Source organism: Paenibacillus zeirhizosphaerae, from assembly GCF_030705605.1.
Classification (GTDB): Bacteria; Bacillota; Bacilli; order Paenibacillales; family Paenibacillaceae; genus Paenibacillus; species Paenibacillus zeirhizosphaerae.
On sequence record NZ_JAPCKK010000014.1, the window covers coordinates 216,912 to 231,591 of the forward strand.

Here is a 14,680-nt window from a genome sequence, read left to right on the forward strand (position 1 = left end):
CCTTAAAATTAGAGTAAACCCTCGACCCAAAGGTCGGGGGTTTGACGCAGAAAAATTCTTATTTAACGCGGCCAGCAGAATCGCTTTCTTCCACAGTACGTTCTGCGTTATTGAACTGGACGTCATGAATATGAACATTCACTTCTACCACGCTCAGACCCGTCATGTTCTCAATGGAACGCTTGACGTTATGCTGGATCTGCGAGGCCACCTCAGGCAGGCGGTTCCCGTATTCGATAATAACGGATACATCCACAGCCGCCTCACGCTGACCTACTTCAACCTTAACGCCTTTAGACAAATTCTTGCGCCCAAGCAGCTCTGCGAAACCGCCAGCAAACCCGCCGCTCATACCAGCAACACCTTTTACCTCTACCGTAGCCAAACCGGCAATGACTTCGATAACTTCAGGAGCGATCTGGATTTCACCAATTTCCGTTCTTTCAAATTCAGTTGGCATTGTGCCCATAATTTTACACACCTTTCGGTTAACTTAAGTTCACCGCAAGCCTGAAAGACACACAGGCGTACTTTAATCCATACTATATCATTTGGAAAACATTATGACAAACCTTCGCCAACCGGGTTCAGACTTCATTTTCCTCAAGGAATTTAATATCAAAATTCCCACCAATAAACGTTGGATGCTCCAAAAGTCGCTGATGGAAGGAAATCGTCGTCGGAATGCCTTCAATCGCAAACTCCGAGAGCGCTCGCTTCATTTTGGCAATGGCTTCGTCACGCGTCTGTCCCCATACGATCAGCTTCGCGATCATCGAATCGTAGTAAGGGGGGATGCTATAACCCGGATAAACGGCGCTATCCACACGAACCCCCGGACCGCCAGGCGGCAGATAAAAACCGATTTTGCCCGGTGCCGGCATGAAGTTGCGGGCAGGATCCTCAGCATTGATCCGACATTCGATCGACCAGCCATTGATGACGACATCCTCCTGCTTGAAGGACAGCTCCTTGCCTTCGGCAACCGAGATCATCTCTTTAATCAAGTCCACTCCGGTAATCATCTCAGTCACGGGATGCTCAACCTGAATCCGGGTGTTCATCTCCATAAAATAAAAGGAGTTGTCCGGGCTCAGCAAAAATTCAAGCGTTCCAGCTCCCGAGTATTGTACAGCCTGGGCCGCACGAACTGCCGCCGTACCCATCTGCTGGCGGATTTCTTCGGAAAGGACCGGGCAGGGAGCTTCTTCAACCAGCTTTTGCCGCCGGCGCTGCACGGAGCAATCGCGTTCACCCAGGTGGACGACATTGCCGTGTTTATCAGCAATCACCTGGATTTCAACGTGCTTCATGCCTGTCAGATACTTTTCGAGATACACGCCTGCGTTGCCAAACGCCTTTTGTGCCTCTTGCTGGGCAGTCGTGATCTGCTGAATAAGCATCTCTTCGGTCTCGGCGATGCGAATGCCTTTACCGCCGCCGCCGGCAGTCGCTTTGATGATGACCGGATAGCCGATATCGCGTGCAATGATAACCGCTTCCTCCAGATTTTCGACCAAGCCGTCGGAGCCCGGAATAACCGGTACGCCAGCATCCTTCATCGTCTGCTTCGCAACGGCCTTGTCCCCCATCTTCGTAATCGCTTCGGGAGAAGGACCGATAAAGGTAATGTTGCACGATGCGCAGATTTCGGCGAAGTCCGCATTCTCAGCCAAAAATCCGTAGCCCGGATGAATAGCATCACATTCGGTCAGCGTAGCCACGCTCATAATATTGGTGAAATTCAGATAACTATCCTTGGACAGAGTCGGTCCGATGCAATATGCTTCATCGGCCAGCCTCACATGAAGGGAATCCTTGTCGGCTTCCGAATAGACCGCTACCGTAGAAATGTTCATTTCCCTGCAGGCCCGGATGATGCGTACCGCTATTTCTCCACGGTTGGCAATCAATATTTTGTGAAATTTCATGATATTATATCCTCCTTAGAGAAGCAGCCGTACCAGATTGCGTAAAACAGCTTACTCCGGCTTGACTAGGAACAGCGGCTGGCCGTACTCTACAAGCTGGCCGTTCTCCACCAGAACCTCAACAATCTCACCTTTTACCTCGGCTTCCAATTCGTTCATCAGCTTCATCGCCTCGATGATGCAGACCGTCGTTTTCTCCCCAACCTTGTCACCTGCGCTGACAAACGGCGCCGCATCCGGCGATGCCGCTCTGTAAAAAGTTCCAACCATAGGGGACACAATCTTATGTAAATTGGACGTTGGCTCAACCGCCACCGCTTCAGTTTGCGGCTGGGCTGCGGGAGCGGACACGATCGTCTGCGGCGCCGCTGCATATACTGGAGCTGCCGCCGACGCTTGAACCGTTACGACCTCGCTTTTGCCGGGCTTGCGAATCGACAGACGCGCCCCCTCATTCTCAATTTCCAATTCCTGAACGGACGTTTCATCCACCAGCTTGATCAATTCCTTAATCTCGCTTAATTTAAACATCTCAATTATTCACTCCTTCAGCATTATGCCAGTTGCAATGCATCCTGCAGCTTGCCGGCCAGTCATTCGGAGCCGGGTGCGCTGCCCGCATCTGTCGCTTGGACAGCCTTGACAGCTTTTTGTATTATATCACAATCGACTGAAATAGAAAGAGTCCGAAAATTCAACCTCTGGCGCTTCCTGCTTTCTTCCAGCACATCGAATTCCCCGTTAGCCATGACCCAGATCAGACAAATCTATTGGCTATATAGCAAAGAGAGCTTTACAATAGGACAATATGCGAAAAAGAGGGTGTTCCAAGGGCTCTTGACCAGGGCAGTCTTTTTGTGCGTGGGGAGACGCTCCGAGAACGAAGCATTCCTACAATCACTGTTGACCCTTCGGGCCAAAGGGGACCGCTCCGCTTTTCCGGAATTGCTTCGTCCTCTCCGCTGCTTTTGTGCATCCCCCAACTTAACAAGAACAACCGGAAATCGCAATCTTCTGGTTTAACAAAATTGAAAAGGGGGCCGCCCTAAGCCATTTTCATGACTTGGGACAGCCCCTTCCTTTCTGACCACTCTTGTTACTGAGCCACATACTGAACTTTGATTTTGTCCTGCGTTACCTTGAGCTCCTTCATTACTTTATCTACAATGCTTACAGCCTGCTTTGCATCCAATTTTTCGGTTAGGACAACTACTTTGTAGACATCATTATCTTCTTCCTTAACAACCGCGCTGGGAAACTGCTGCTGCAGTTCTTCCTCGATACTTGTAATCTTCGCCTGCTTCTCTTCCAGAGCCGTCAATTCCTTCTGGGCTGCCGCCGCTTCCTCGGAGGATTTGTCATTCATGGTTGCCATCAGCTCTTCCTGCTTTTGCTGATTGTTCACTTCCCTTTCATACAGGTAATCTTCGATAACTGCCGCTGCCGTCTCCTTCGCTTCCTGACCTGCCTTAACCTCTTCGAGCACCTGCTCGTCTGTCTTGGCTACTTCAGTCTGCTGCCCGGTCGCTGCAGAAGAGCCTTCTGTCTCCGTAGAAGCGGTTTTCCCCTCCGTCTCTTCGGCAGCCTCTCCTGCTTTCGGCGTCTGCTCCGTTCCGGAGGCAACCTCTTCTTTTGCTGGCGTCTGCTCCGTTCCGGAGACGGCCTCTCCTTCTGCTGGCGTCTGCTCCGTTCCGGAGGCAGTCTCTCCTTTTGCTGGCGTCTGCTCTGTTCCAGAGGCAGTCTCTCCTTCTGCCGGCGTCTGCTCTGTTCCGGAGACAGCCTCTCCGTTTTCCGTAACCACCTCATTGACCGTCAATCCATCAGCGCTCTCTGTTCCGGGAGTGATCGCTGCCCCTTCATCCATAACCTGTGTGCTCTCCGCAACAGGATCAGTTCCTATGCCTGTATCCTCCGTAAACAAATAGTAAGCTGACAGAACAACCATCAAACTGAGCATGGAAACCAGCCAAATCGTTTGTCTTTTATTGTTCATTCCCATATCCTCCTGCCTTTACTTGGTTTACTCCTGCTTGCGTGGGACGACCGAGATACGATAAGAAGGGACGTTCAGCCCTTTTTCCACCGCTTCTGTGATCAGTTGTTTTACCACTTGATTCTCGGCACCCTTGGCGACAACTAGGACTCCTCTGACCTTCGGTTTGATCTTTTTCGTAATGATCGGTGTATTTCCCCCACTGTTCTCATAAGTGACGATTTGCCCGTCGCGCGTATACTGGGTCGTATGGCGCTTGCCTCCGCTGGCATCGGTTTCTTCCGTTTCCTCCTGGGTATCCTTCGTATTGCGCTGTACCACAATCTCCTCGGTTGACTCCACCGTTACCATGACATCCACGGTGCCTACACCGACAATCTGCTCCAGCATCGTCTTCATATTATCCTCAAAAGTCTTCTCGACCTGCCTGAAGGAACCAGCCTCCTCTTCAGCCGGTTCCAGCACCGGACTGATGTCGTCATTCAATTGCGGCGGCTCCCGCCCGACATTTTCAGGATCGATTTCCCTGACATTCACGAAGGAGTTGAACAGCATGATCGCCACCCCGACCAATCCCAGTATAAGAAGCCAGCGGAACGCGTTGGAACGCTTCTGTGCACCCGGCCCCCCGCCGATCCAGCGCTCCCACATCTCCCTCCATTTTCCCAACCGTCATCACCTCCCATTAGCATCGTCATACAGCTTCCGGCGGGGTTCGAACATGGATTCTTTCCTTACCGATCCCCCATTCCTTGTGAAGCAGTTCCACGATTTCTGCCTCTTTCCCGTCAGTTCCAGCCTGTTCCGTTTCCGGCACAGCTTCCTCCCCGGCTGCAGCTTCCCCATCCGGCTCGATGCTGACCTTGATGTCCGTTTCAGGAACAGCCGGGACCATAACAGGCTCAATGCTTACCCCATCCTCTCCCCCGTTCCCGGGCTTGCCCGGATCCTCGGCAGCGCTTGAGGCGGCCAGCTTTACCTGGACCGAGGCAATGATTGTGCTCGTACCCATTTCGTCCGCCTCCTGCTTATCCTCCGCAAACGCAACCTCTACCGACTGTACCCTTTCCCCTGTTTCCTGCTCGATCTGTCCCTTCATCTGCCGCGCTACTTCACCTGCCGCATATTCTCTAGCATTTTGCTCCTGCTTCTTCTGCAGCTGCTGCCCTTGTGCAAGGATTCTTTCAAGGCTGGGCTGCTGTCCGCTTTCAGCACGCTCCTGTGCCTGGAAGGCACGGCGCAGTTCAGCCGCCGGGCTGCTGCGGAGCAATTGTGCAATCGGAGAGATCAGCGCGAGCAGAATCAGCAGACTCAGCACAAGCCGGACATACCTTTCCATCGTGCGGCTTGGCAGGATCAAATCCACGAATGCGGCCATGAGCACGATCATGACCAGATGTCTTAACCATTCGCCTAGCCACGACATGACCGTTCTCCCCTCTTCCTTCCGTCATCGCTTTTCCCGGCTTGAGTCTCAAGATTTCTCTTCCGGTCCTGCAGGTTAGCTTACGGGTTTTCCTTAATTGCATCTTCCTCACCTCATCATCACAGTCATATTTCCTGCCGCCAGCATGATCGTTATCGCCAAAAAAGACATCAACCCTACGGCGGCCACCGCCCCGAACACAAACAGCATGCTTTTCCCGACCGCCTGCAGGCAACTGACGATGGGCGTATCGCCAAGAGGCTGCATGATGGCTGCGGTCACATTGTAGATCAGTGCAAGTGTCAATATTTTCAAAGCCGGAAAAGCGCACAAGAACAATATGATAATCACGCCCGCCAAACCAATCGCATTTTTGACTAGCAGCGATGCGGAAATTACGGTATCCGCTGCATCAGCCAACGCCCTGCCCACAACCGGGACAAAATTACTTGCAACGAACTTCGCAGACCGCAAAGTCATCCCATCGGTAACCGACGCTGTCCAGCCCTGTACCGAGATAACGCCAAGGAACACGGTAAGCAGCATTCCCAGCAGGCCTGCAGCGATGTTGCGAAGCAGATCCGCAAGCTGGGTAAGCTTGTATTTGTCGGAGATGGAGCTGACCAGGTGCAGCAGTGCCGAGAAAAACAGCAGCGGGAACACTACGGTATGGATGACCGTGCCAATCGTATGAATCATAAATACAATCAGCGGATGCGTCACCGATACAGTCACTACGTTTCCCATGGAGGCGAGCAGTGTGAAGAGCAGGGGCAGCATGGCAAGCATAAAATCGGTCATCCCGTCGATGGCGCTTTTAGCATATTGGATCGCTACACTGAAGCTGTTAATAGCAATGATGATGATGACCATGTAACACAGCGCATAGGCGATTTTACTGACTTGATTTTTCTCGAAAGCCGTCTGCAGCGTTTCCATCACCATACTGAGGATGCTCAGCATGACAATGGTTACGAGCAGCTTGGCGTTAATGAGGACTTCATTCCAGAGAAAACCGCCGAGCGCCGCCATGACTGCTTGTATACTGAACCCCTCTCCGCCCGGCAGCAGCATGTCCATGAAGGAAGGCATCTGCCGCTGTGGAAAAAAACCGCCGTATTTCTCCATGAGTCCGTTCCAGTACTGCTCCACTTCATCCTTCGGAAGCTCCTCGGCCTGCTGTCTGATCCATTCGTCCGCCGGGCTCTCCGCCAGGATGATTCCCGCCGATGCGAACCAGAAGCAAATCAGCAGGATCCACACAGCTTTCCGGTTCGGCATTACGTTCATTGCTTTCACCCTTTATGCTGGCATCAGCTTCAATATCGTTTCGATGATGATGCTAATAATCGGCAGGGCCAGCACCATAATCAGCACTTTCCCCGTCATTTCTATTTTGGATGCGATGCTTTCCTGACCCGCGTCCCTGACGATCTGTGCCCCGAATTCAGCGATATAAGCAATACCAATGATTTTGAGCACCGTCTTGAAATAGATCATGTCCATTCCCGAAGAACGCGCCAGCCTTTCCAGCATCGCGACGACAGAGCCTATTTTTCCAATCAGCATCAGGAAGATCAATATGCCGGTGGCGACCGCGATCAGAAAAGCAAACATCGGCTTTTGCTCCTTCAAGATCAGAATCAGCACCGTGGCAATCAGCCCGAAGCCAACAACCTGAATAATCTCCATATGTCTCACCTACTGGAACAGAAAGATCGATTTGATTTCCTGCAGGAGGTTATCGAGCAAACGAACCACCATAAATAAAACGACGACAAAACCGATGACAGTGACCCAATGCGCCATATCCTCCTTGCCCATTTGCTTTAGGACAGTGTGGATCATGGCAACGATGATCCCGATCCCCGCGATTTGGAAGATCGCGTTCACTTCTAAATTCATGCTAGCACCCCGCTAATAGATGAGTATGACGATCAGTGCTCCGACAAGCAGGCCAAGGCTTCTGCTCATTTTTTCATATCTGGCCTGATCAGCCAGTGCGGACGCTTCCTCATGCTTCAACTGCTGGGCTGCCAGTTCAATATGCCGCTTCTGATCCGCACGGTCACTTGTCCCGAGACTGTATGCCAGTTGCATCATGGTGTCCTGCTCGGGCGCCTTCATCGCTGTACGCCGCCAGGCCCCTTCAATCGCCTCATGCAGGCTTTCCCTCGCCGTCCGGCCGGAGGGAGGTAGCATGGATGCCGCTGCCTGTTTGAACATGGTCCTGAGCGGTTCCCGCAAAGGCTCGCCCGTTTTGGCCAGCGCATCAGGCAGTGGAGTTACACCGTAAGAAATTTCTGTCGTCAGGCGCTGGAGTGCCAGAATCAACTCCCTGATCTGTCTGGGCCTGTTGGCAAACTGTCTAGCCTTCATCCATCCGGCCACAGTCGCCGCGAGCATGATCATCATCGCACCGATTAGCTTCAGCATCGGTTACTCCCTCCTTTGCCGGTGACGGTTAAAGCCAGCATCCGCTGCTTGGCATCCGCTGCGCGAAAGGATATGTGCTGCCCTTTGCGCTCTAGCAGGATGTATCGTTCGAACAGCGTCTGTCCGGCCAGCGCCTGGAATGCGGGTCTCCTTGACAGCTCGGACAAATCCCTTCCATGCGCGGAGGCGATGACGCTGATGCCGGCATGGAGCGCCTCCTGGATAGCCTCTGCGTCCTCGACACGGCCAATTTCATCCACAATGATGACCTCGGGTGACATCGAACGAATCATCATCATCATGCCCTCAGCCTTAGGGCAGGCGTCCATAACATCCGTCCGCGGACCGACATCGAAGCCTGGAATTCCCTTATAACTGCCGGCAATTTCTGAACGTTCGTCGATAATACACACCTTCATGCCGCCAGGCGCAGAGCGGCTGCCTGCCATCCCTGAGCTAATCTGCCTTGCCAGATCGCGGAGCAGCGTCGTTTTGCCATGCTGTGGCGGAGACAGCACCAGCGTGTGCAGCACCCGTCTCGATCTTTCATCGAGCATATACGGCAGTACAGGGTCGGCTATGCCGGGTACTGCACGGGCAATTCTGACGTTGAAACCGCTGATGTCCCGTAAATGCTCCACTTTGCCGCCGCTCAGCACCGCCCGGCCAGCCAGTCCGATCCGGTGACCCCCAGGGATCGTGATGAATCCTTTGCGTAACTCTTCTTCCATCGTGTACAGGGAATGGTTGCTGATCAGATCAAGGAGACGGCTTGTATCCTCCTTGTCCGGCCGATACGCTTCCTCAGGCTGCAGTGTCATGCTGCCATTACGGGTCAGGAAATGATGCTCGCCGCCAGCATTAATTTCCAGCGGTCTATTCTCTCTGATCCGGACTTCTTCGAGGCGGTCGAATACGGTCTGCGGAAGTCTCCGGAGCATGCTTCTAACCGGTTCGGGAAAAAGGTCTAACCAATCCATTGCCATAAGGACCCCTCCGCTGGTTGTGGTTATGATCCAGTCTGATCTTATGACAAGTCTATGCTTGGACCGGTAGAATATGACGCTCGTATGTCTATCATTTTTTCAAAACACCGAATATGAGGCAGGCGACACCACAGCAGATCCACAGTAACTTGTCCCATGACAGCTTGTCTGCCATACCTATCAGACCGATCGTCGTTGTAATAACCAGTACCATCGGTCCGACCAGTGCTAGACCTGCGTTCACGGCCAGCGCCTTGTCGACCTGATTCAGCCTTAGCATAATGATGGCCGCAGCGATTTCCACACAACCGGACAACAGACGAAGCAGCCCCATGCCGGCTACAAACTTGTCCAATCCCATTCTCCCTCCCGCAAACTTGTTATCTCCCTTGCTTAATTGATAGATATGCAAGAATACGAGAATTTAGTTCTCACAGATAAATATAGGCACCGGGCTAATGTCTCCGGCATATATTGAGCCATGAAAACAGGGATTACTATTTACAAGGAGGTTAACCGATGAGAGATGATCAATCGGACTGTTGGCATCCGGCACTCCAGGATCCTGCGGGTAGCAGAACGGACACGGCCGGTGACACCGGAAAGACGATGGTTATGGATAAAGGACTCGGGCCCTGCGCTTACAGCGATCTGCTGCGCATGTCCGCCCCATATATCGATATCATTAAACTCGGCTTCGGCACTGCGGCTCTGACTCCGGATGACATCCTCCTGTCCAAGATTCGCCTTGCTAAAAATCAAGGCATCCTCATTATGCCTGGCGGCACTTTTCTGGAAACTGCCTTAGCCTCAGGGCTGCAGAACGAATTTCTGGCCAGGATCAGACAATTGGGATTCAACGGTCTGGAAGTATCCGACGGAAGCTTTCCGATGTCGCGCGAGAAACGCTCCGAATTGATTTTGCGCGGGCAGGATATGGGATTCACCGTCATTACGGAATATGGTAAAAAATTGGGTGGTCAACCCCTAGCCATAGAACACTTTGTAGAGACTACAGCGGCCGATCTTGAACTCGGGGCCGAGCTGATCATTATCGAAGGCCGGGAATCAGGAAGCGGCGCGGGTGTGTATAACGGGGATGGAAGCTTAAAGGAGCAGGATTTCAGGAGTATTCTGCAATTTATGCCTTCACCTAACAGGGTGATGTGGGAAGCCCCGCGCAAGGAACAACAAGTCTTTCTGCTGCAGGCGCTTGGTCCCAACGTGCATCTGGGTAACATTTCCTTTCAGGATGCAACCGCGTTGGAGGCGCTGCGGAGAGGACTGCGCGGAGACACTGCTTGCTGGGTGTTGGAACGGACAGCCGGAACAGCAGGTAAGGCTTAATTGAATGCACGGAGGTGCCTGAATGCGCATTGATGTAATCGGAAGTGTCAATGAGATTATAGCGGAAGAAGCCGCCAACAAATGTGTCGTCGTGATCGATGTTCTGAGGGCAACCAGTACGATCGTCACCGCACTCGCGAATGGAGCCGACGGTGTTGTGCCTGTCGAAACGGTCCCTCAGGCCAAACAATGGAAGCAGCCGGGGATATGGCTGGGCGGGGAAAGGTACGGCAAAAAAATCGCGGGCTTTGATGCAGGCAACTCGCCTGAAGAATACACCGGTCCTGCCGTACGGGGGAAAAAGGTTGTGCTGACCACCTCCAACGGAACACGTGCGTTTTTCAAAGCTCACCGTGCCTCATGCATTCTGGCCGGTTCGTTTCTGAATTTAAGCGCCTGCGCCGAAGCCGTAAAATCGATAGGCCGTGACACCATGATCATTTGCGCGGGCGGCCAGGACCGGTTCGCCTTGGAGGACGGTTTATGCGCTGGCTGCTTGATTGAGCGGCTCCATAACATGCACGGCACCCATCTGCAACTGAATGATTTCGGAAAGATGCTTCATTATGCTGCCCGGCACACCACAACAGATCTCGTTAAACTGATTCGAGAGTGTACAGGCGGACAACGGCTGCGTCAGCTCGGTTTTGATAAGGACATTGCTTGCTGTGCCCGTGTGGATTTGTATTCTGTTGTGCCAGTGCTTGACCACGATCATATCATTCGGCCCTTCTCCGGTACCAAGGTTGCTTCCTAGCTTGTTCTAAAGAACTGACGCAGCTACATACACTGATAACATGATAGATATGGACTGGAGTGTCGCCGCTTTATGAACGGAGAAATAATCCTTGTCATCCTTATTGTCGTCGGCTTGATCGGCCGGTCACCGATCATTACGACCGCCGCCTGTCTGCTGCTCGTCATGAAGCTTGTTCACCTGGAAAGATATCTGCCCGCCATGGAGCGGAGAGGCCTGGAGTTCGGCCTTCTTTTCCTGACCATCGGTGTGCTGGTGCCGTTTGCCCAGGAAAAAGTCAGCCTCCGTGACATTACGGACACGCTGACGACCTGGCCGGGCCTGGTTGCATTAGCGGGCGGGGCCATTGCCACTTATATGAACGGTAAAGGACTCGCGATGTTAAAAATAGACCCACAAATGATTGTGGGTCTTGTTATCGGTTCTATTCTAGGAATCGTATTTCTGCGCGGCATTCCTGTTGGACCCTTGATGGCTGCCGGAATTACCGCTTTGCTGCTGAAGGTGACCCAGTGGATTGCGGACAAGCTGTCTTGACCGCTTAACGGCGATCCTGAGGTCCCCCGACAAATACTTGCTCTTCTGTATCCAGATTGTACGCCGTATGCAGTGCCTTAACGACCTCCTGCAGCTTGCTGGCTTCAATAACACAGGACACTTTGATTTCCGATGTGCTTACCATCTTGATGCTAATGCCGAGCTTGGATAGCACCTCAAACATGCTCGCCGCCACACCAGGATGGCTGACCATGCCTGCGCCGACAATCGACACCTTCACCAGACCATCCTCTGTGGTAACCTCTCTGTACGGGAGCACTTCCCGAATGCCTTCCAGGACACTAACCGCCCGCTGCTGATCCGATAAAGCAACTGTAAAGGAGAAGTCCGCTTTACCTTCCTGTACCCCGCTTTGTACGATAATATCCACATCGATTTTGGCTTCAGCCAGCGCACCGAATACGGTTGCCAGCACGCCTGGCACGTCCGCCACCCCCAGAATACTGATCCGGGCCACATTTTTATCATACGCAATCCCGCTTACGACTACTCCCTGCTCCATAACAGCCTCCTCCTTCACAACCGTTCCTTCACTATAGTTAAAACTGGACCGCACAATCAGCCGCACGTTGTTATGTTTGGCGTATTCCACGGCGCGGGGATGAAGCACAGCCGCACCAAGGTTGGCAAGTTCCAGCATTTCATCATAAGAGATTTCCTTCAGCTTGCGAGCACAGTTGACGATTCGCGGATCGGTTGAATAGACACCATTCACATCCGTATAAATCTCACAGGCATCCGCTTTGATCGCAGCAGCGAGGGCAACAGCCGTCGTATCGGAGCCTCCTCTTCCGAGCGTCGTAATCTCCCCGTCCTCCGAAATTCCCTGGAAACCTGCCACAATCACGATTTTCTGCTCTTCCAACGCCTTAAGCACACGATCTGCACGAATATCGACAATTCTGGCTTTGCCATGCTCGGCCTCGGTGAGAAATCCGGCTTGCCATCCCGTAAAAGAAATAGCGGACCGACCCAGTTGATGAATGGCCATCGACAGCATGGCGATCGAAATTTGTTCACCGGTCGTCATGAGCATATCCATCTCACGTGCAGGCGGCTGAGCATTCAGAAGCTTAGCCTGATCTATCAAATCGTCCGTAGTATCTCCCATCGCAGAAACGACGACCACGCATTGGTGCCCCTCGTCCTGCTTCTCAACGATGCGCTTGGCCACACGCTTCATTCGCTCCGTATCACCAACGGAACTGCCTCCAAACTTCATGACATACAAAGACAAGCCTATTCACTCCCTCAAACTGAACGTATGTAGCGTAATTAGGTCGCTTGGCCCCACAAAAACCTTACATTATTGGGCACAACTTTAATACAGTATAATACGAAAGTATTTCCTTGTTCCAATGTTTTTTATTAGCAGGAGACTCAGGGCCCTCTCAAGTGCCGGGAAACAAAAAATCCTCCGCCCCCCAAAAGGGACAGAGGATGCTATGTGCTGACCTTTACTGATCAGTACATCTTATGCACGGGACATGTACTTGCCGTCACGAGTATCGATCAGCAATACATCGTCCTGGTTGATAAACAATGGAACCTGAACGTTCAAGCCGGTTTCAAGCTTGGCATTCTTGGTAGCACCTGTAGCTGTGTTGCCTTTAATGCCCGGCTCCGTTTCAACCACTTTCAGCTCAACGCTTGTCGGCAGGTTAATACCCAGGATCTCGCCGTTGTAGCTGATGATGTTTACGTTCATGTTTTCTTTCAGAAAGTTCAGTTCCCATTCCAACTGTTTGCTATTCAGAGAAAACTGATCGTAGGTTTGGTTGTCCATAAACGTATGCTCGTCGCTGCTGGCATACAGATAGGATACGCCGCGGTTCTCGATTTGGGCACGCCCGATCGTTTCACCTGCGCGGAAAGTACGCTCTACCGTGTTGCCGTTACGCAAATTTTTGAGCTTGGAGCGTACAAATGCCGCACCTTTACCCGGCTTAACATGCTGAAAATCAAGGACTGTAAAGATGTCGCCGTCCACCTCAACGGTCAGGCCTGTTTTAAAATCGTTAACGTTAATCAAAGAATAACCCCTCCTACAGGATCAGTAAAATAAATCTGCACGCACAAGGACGTACAGACACAAAGACGCAGCTTAAACAACCGTAAATTGCTTGCTCGATTTCGTCAAAACCCGTATACCGTCAGCCGTGATCACAATATCATCCTCGATTCGTACACCACCGAGCCCCGGCAGGTAAATTCCAGGCTCGACCGTAACCACCATTCCCGGCTGGAGCACATCGTCACTCAGCTTGGAAAGACGCGTAGATTCATGAACCTCCATCCCCAAGCCATGGCCGGTGCTGTGGCCGAACTGGTCGCCGTAACCGTATTTGCTGATAATATCCCGGGCAAGCGCATCGGCTTCGCGTCCGGTCATTCCCGCTTTGATATGTTCCAGAGCATGGAGCTGAGCCTCCAGTACGATATCATAGATTTCCTTTAACTGCGGCTGAAGATTACCGGTCGCTACCGTACGGGTCAAGTCCGAGCAATAGCCTTCCAGCAACGCACCAAAATCAAAGGTGATCAGCTCATCCTTCTGGATGACTTTTCCGCTAGCACGCCCATGCGGCATGGCCGAACGCTCACCTGAGGCCACAATGGTGTCGAACGAAGAAGACGTTGCCCCATGCTTGCGCATGAAAAATTCAAGCTCTAGGTCCAGCTCCCGTTCTGTAACGCCTGGCTTGATGAACGGCAGGACGTGCGCGAACGCCGCATCTGCCAGATCGGCAGCACGCTGCATCACTTCGATTTCTCCATCATCCTTAATCATGCGCAGCTTCTCGATAATCCCCGCTACAGGAACCAGCTTAACCGATTCCAACTGCTCCGTATAGGTTCCATGCGTACCAAATGTAACATGATCCTGCTCAAAACCCAGCTCGTTAATCCGTTCGGATTGAAGCAGCTCCTTGACCGTTTCCATTACCTGCCCAGCATGCTCTATTACAGTAAAGCCCTTCGCTTCCTCAGAAGCCTGGGTCATATAACGGAAATCCGTCAGCAAAAAGCTCCCTGTGTCTGTAATGAGCACATAGCCGGACGATCCTGTAAATCCTGTCAAATAGCGCCGGTTTACAGGGCTTGCCACCAGCATGGCATGCAAATTCCGCTCTTCCATTGCCTGACGCAGTTTCAATACTCTCTCCATCGGCCAGTCCTCTCTTTCACCTTGTCCAGTCATGCCTCCACCAACGTGATCGACACAGTTGAGCGGCAAATATGTCC

General features: G+C 52.2%; 18 protein-coding genes. 3 read left to right on the top strand and 15 right to left on the bottom strand.

What is annotated here, in order from left to right; all coding sequences use genetic code 11:
* Positions 1–58 precede the first annotated feature (58 nt).
* The 12 genes from OIN60_RS08125 to OIN60_RS08180 form a co-directional block, all read right to left on the bottom strand.
* Positions 59–469: an Asp23/Gls24 family envelope stress response protein gene (locus OIN60_RS08125; protein WP_305754362.1), complete on the bottom strand. Its 411-nt coding sequence runs from the start codon at positions 467–469 to the stop codon at positions 59–61.
* 118 nt (positions 470–587) lie between these two features.
* Positions 588–1,931: an acetyl-CoA carboxylase biotin carboxylase subunit gene (gene accC / locus OIN60_RS08130; protein ID WP_305754363.1), complete on the bottom strand. Its 1,344-nt coding sequence runs from the start codon at positions 1,929–1,931 to the stop codon at positions 588–590.
* 51 nt (positions 1,932–1,982) lie between these two features.
* Positions 1,983–2,462, bottom strand: coding sequence for an acetyl-CoA carboxylase biotin carboxyl carrier protein (gene accB, locus OIN60_RS08135; protein ID WP_305754364.1), 480 nt, complete (start codon positions 2,460–2,462; stop codon positions 1,983–1,985).
* 565 nt (positions 2,463–3,027) lie between these two features.
* Positions 3,028–3,924 carry a SpoIIIAH-like family protein gene (locus OIN60_RS08140; protein WP_305754365.1) on the bottom strand — a complete coding sequence of 299 codons (897 nt, stop codon included), beginning with the start codon at positions 3,922–3,924 and terminating at the stop codon, positions 3,028–3,030.
* Positions 3,925–3,951: 27 nt separating this feature from the next.
* Positions 3,952–4,593 (bottom strand): stage III sporulation protein AG, encoded by a 642-nt coding sequence (gene spoIIIAG, locus OIN60_RS08145; RefSeq protein ID WP_305754366.1) that lies wholly within the window; start codon positions 4,591–4,593, stop codon positions 3,952–3,954.
* A 25-nt stretch (positions 4,594–4,618) separates the two neighbouring features.
* Entirely contained in the window at positions 4,619–5,350 is a 732-nt protein-coding gene (spoIIIAF, locus tag OIN60_RS08150) for a stage III sporulation protein AF (RefSeq protein WP_305754367.1), read from the bottom strand.
* 108 nt (positions 5,351–5,458) lie between these two features.
* Positions 5,459–6,640, bottom strand: a complete 1,182-nt coding sequence (gene spoIIIAE, locus OIN60_RS08155) for a stage III sporulation protein AE (RefSeq protein WP_370872437.1) — start codon at positions 6,638–6,640, stop codon at positions 5,459–5,461.
* A gap of 12 nt (positions 6,641–6,652) precedes the next feature.
* On the bottom strand, positions 6,653–7,042 hold the full coding sequence (gene spoIIIAD / locus OIN60_RS08160; RefSeq protein WP_305754369.1) for a stage III sporulation protein AD: 390 nt from the start codon (positions 7,040–7,042) through the stop codon (positions 6,653–6,655).
* Positions 7,043–7,051: 9 nt separating this feature from the next.
* Positions 7,052–7,255: a stage III sporulation protein AC gene (spoIIIAC, locus tag OIN60_RS08165; RefSeq protein ID WP_305754370.1), complete on the bottom strand. Its 204-nt coding sequence runs from the start codon at positions 7,253–7,255 to the stop codon at positions 7,052–7,054.
* A 12-nt stretch (positions 7,256–7,267) separates the two neighbouring features.
* Entirely contained in the window at positions 7,268–7,786 is a 519-nt protein-coding gene (spoIIIAB, locus tag OIN60_RS08170; protein ID WP_305754371.1) for a stage III sporulation protein SpoIIIAB, read from the bottom strand.
* Positions 7,780–8,766 (bottom strand): stage III sporulation protein AA, encoded by a 987-nt coding sequence (gene spoIIIAA, locus OIN60_RS08175; RefSeq protein ID WP_305754638.1) that lies wholly within the window; start codon positions 8,764–8,766, stop codon positions 7,780–7,782. The genes spoIIIAB and spoIIIAA overlap by 7 nt, the downstream gene beginning before the upstream one ends.
* A gap of 97 nt (positions 8,767–8,863) precedes the next feature.
* Positions 8,864–9,133 (bottom strand): YqhV family protein, encoded by a 270-nt coding sequence (locus OIN60_RS08180; protein WP_305754372.1) that lies wholly within the window; start codon positions 9,131–9,133, stop codon positions 8,864–8,866.
* A 158-nt stretch (positions 9,134–9,291) separates the two neighbouring features.
* Between OIN60_RS08180 and comA the strand changes: the two genes are divergently transcribed.
* From comA to OIN60_RS08195, 3 genes are all read left to right on the top strand, one after another.
* Entirely contained in the window at positions 9,292–10,119 is an 828-nt protein-coding gene (gene comA, locus OIN60_RS08185; RefSeq protein WP_305754373.1) for a phosphosulfolactate synthase, read from the top strand.
* A 22-nt stretch (positions 10,120–10,141) separates the two neighbouring features.
* Entirely contained in the window at positions 10,142–10,876 is a 735-nt protein-coding gene (locus tag OIN60_RS08190) for a 2-phosphosulfolactate phosphatase (RefSeq protein ID WP_305754374.1), read from the top strand.
* A 72-nt stretch (positions 10,877–10,948) separates the two neighbouring features.
* Complete coding sequence (locus tag OIN60_RS08195) at positions 10,949–11,413, top strand: DUF441 domain-containing protein (RefSeq protein WP_305754375.1); 465 nt, start codon at positions 10,949–10,951, stop codon at positions 11,411–11,413.
* Between the two features lie 4 nt (positions 11,414–11,417).
* On the opposite strand, the gene OIN60_RS08200 is transcribed toward OIN60_RS08195, so the two are convergent.
* The 3 genes from OIN60_RS08200 to OIN60_RS08210 all read right to left on the bottom strand — a co-directional run bounded on the left by OIN60_RS08200 (position 11,418) and on the right by OIN60_RS08210 (position 14,603).
* The gene (locus OIN60_RS08200) at positions 11,418–12,671 is read right to left on the bottom strand and encodes an aspartate kinase (protein ID WP_305754376.1); all 1,254 of its coding nucleotides are present in this window, start codon (positions 12,669–12,671) and stop codon (positions 11,418–11,420) included.
* Between the two features lie 237 nt (positions 12,672–12,908).
* Positions 12,909–13,466, bottom strand: a complete 558-nt coding sequence (efp, locus tag OIN60_RS08205) for an elongation factor P (RefSeq protein ID WP_305754377.1) — start codon at positions 13,464–13,466, stop codon at positions 12,909–12,911.
* A 72-nt stretch (positions 13,467–13,538) separates the two neighbouring features.
* Positions 13,539–14,603, bottom strand: a complete 1,065-nt coding sequence (locus OIN60_RS08210) for a M24 family metallopeptidase (RefSeq protein WP_305754378.1) — start codon at positions 14,601–14,603, stop codon at positions 13,539–13,541.
* Positions 14,604–14,680 lie beyond the last annotated feature (77 nt).

Bases quoted from the DNA above. Each gene is read 5' to 3' on its own strand.
- OIN60_RS08125 (WP_305754362.1), bottom strand. From the start codon at position 469: ATGGGCACAATGCCAACTGAATTTGAAAGAACGGAAATTGGTGAAATC.
- accC (WP_305754363.1), bottom strand. From the start codon at position 1,931: ATGAAATTTCACAAAATATTGATTGCCAACCGTGGAGAAATAGCGGTA.
- accB (WP_305754364.1), bottom strand. From the start codon at position 2,462: ATGTTTAAATTAAGCGAGATTAAGGAATTGATCAAGCTGGTGGATGAA.
- OIN60_RS08140 (WP_305754365.1), bottom strand. From the start codon at position 3,924: ATGAACAATAAAAGACAAACGATTTGGCTGGTTTCCATGCTCAGTTTG.
- spoIIIAF (WP_305754367.1), bottom strand. From the start codon at position 5,350: ATGTCGTGGCTAGGCGAATGGTTAAGACATCTGGTCATGATCGTGCTC.
- spoIIIAE (WP_370872437.1), bottom strand. From the start codon at position 6,640: ATGAACGTAATGCCGAACCGGAAAGCTGTGTGGATCCTGCTGATTTGC.
- spoIIIAD (WP_305754369.1), bottom strand. From the start codon at position 7,042: ATGGAGATTATTCAGGTTGTTGGCTTCGGGCTGATTGCCACGGTGCTG.
- spoIIIAC (WP_305754370.1), bottom strand. From the start codon at position 7,255: ATGAATTTAGAAGTGAACGCGATCTTCCAAATCGCGGGGATCGGGATC.
- spoIIIAB (WP_305754371.1), bottom strand. From the start codon at position 7,786: ATGCTGAAGCTAATCGGTGCGATGATGATCATGCTCGCGGCGACTGTG.
- spoIIIAA (WP_305754638.1), bottom strand. From the start codon at position 8,766: ATGGATTGGTTAGACCTTTTTCCCGAACCGGTTAGAAGCATGCTCCGG.
- OIN60_RS08180 (WP_305754372.1), bottom strand. From the start codon at position 9,133: ATGGGATTGGACAAGTTTGTAGCCGGCATGGGGCTGCTTCGTCTGTTG.
- comA (WP_305754373.1), top strand. From the start codon at position 9,292: ATGAGAGATGATCAATCGGACTGTTGGCATCCGGCACTCCAGGATCCT.
- OIN60_RS08190 (WP_305754374.1), top strand. From the start codon at position 10,142: ATGCGCATTGATGTAATCGGAAGTGTCAATGAGATTATAGCGGAAGAA.
- OIN60_RS08195 (WP_305754375.1), top strand. From the start codon at position 10,949: ATGAACGGAGAAATAATCCTTGTCATCCTTATTGTCGTCGGCTTGATC.
- OIN60_RS08210 (WP_305754378.1), bottom strand. From the start codon at position 14,603: ATGGAGAGAGTATTGAAACTGCGTCAGGCAATGGAAGAGCGGAATTTG.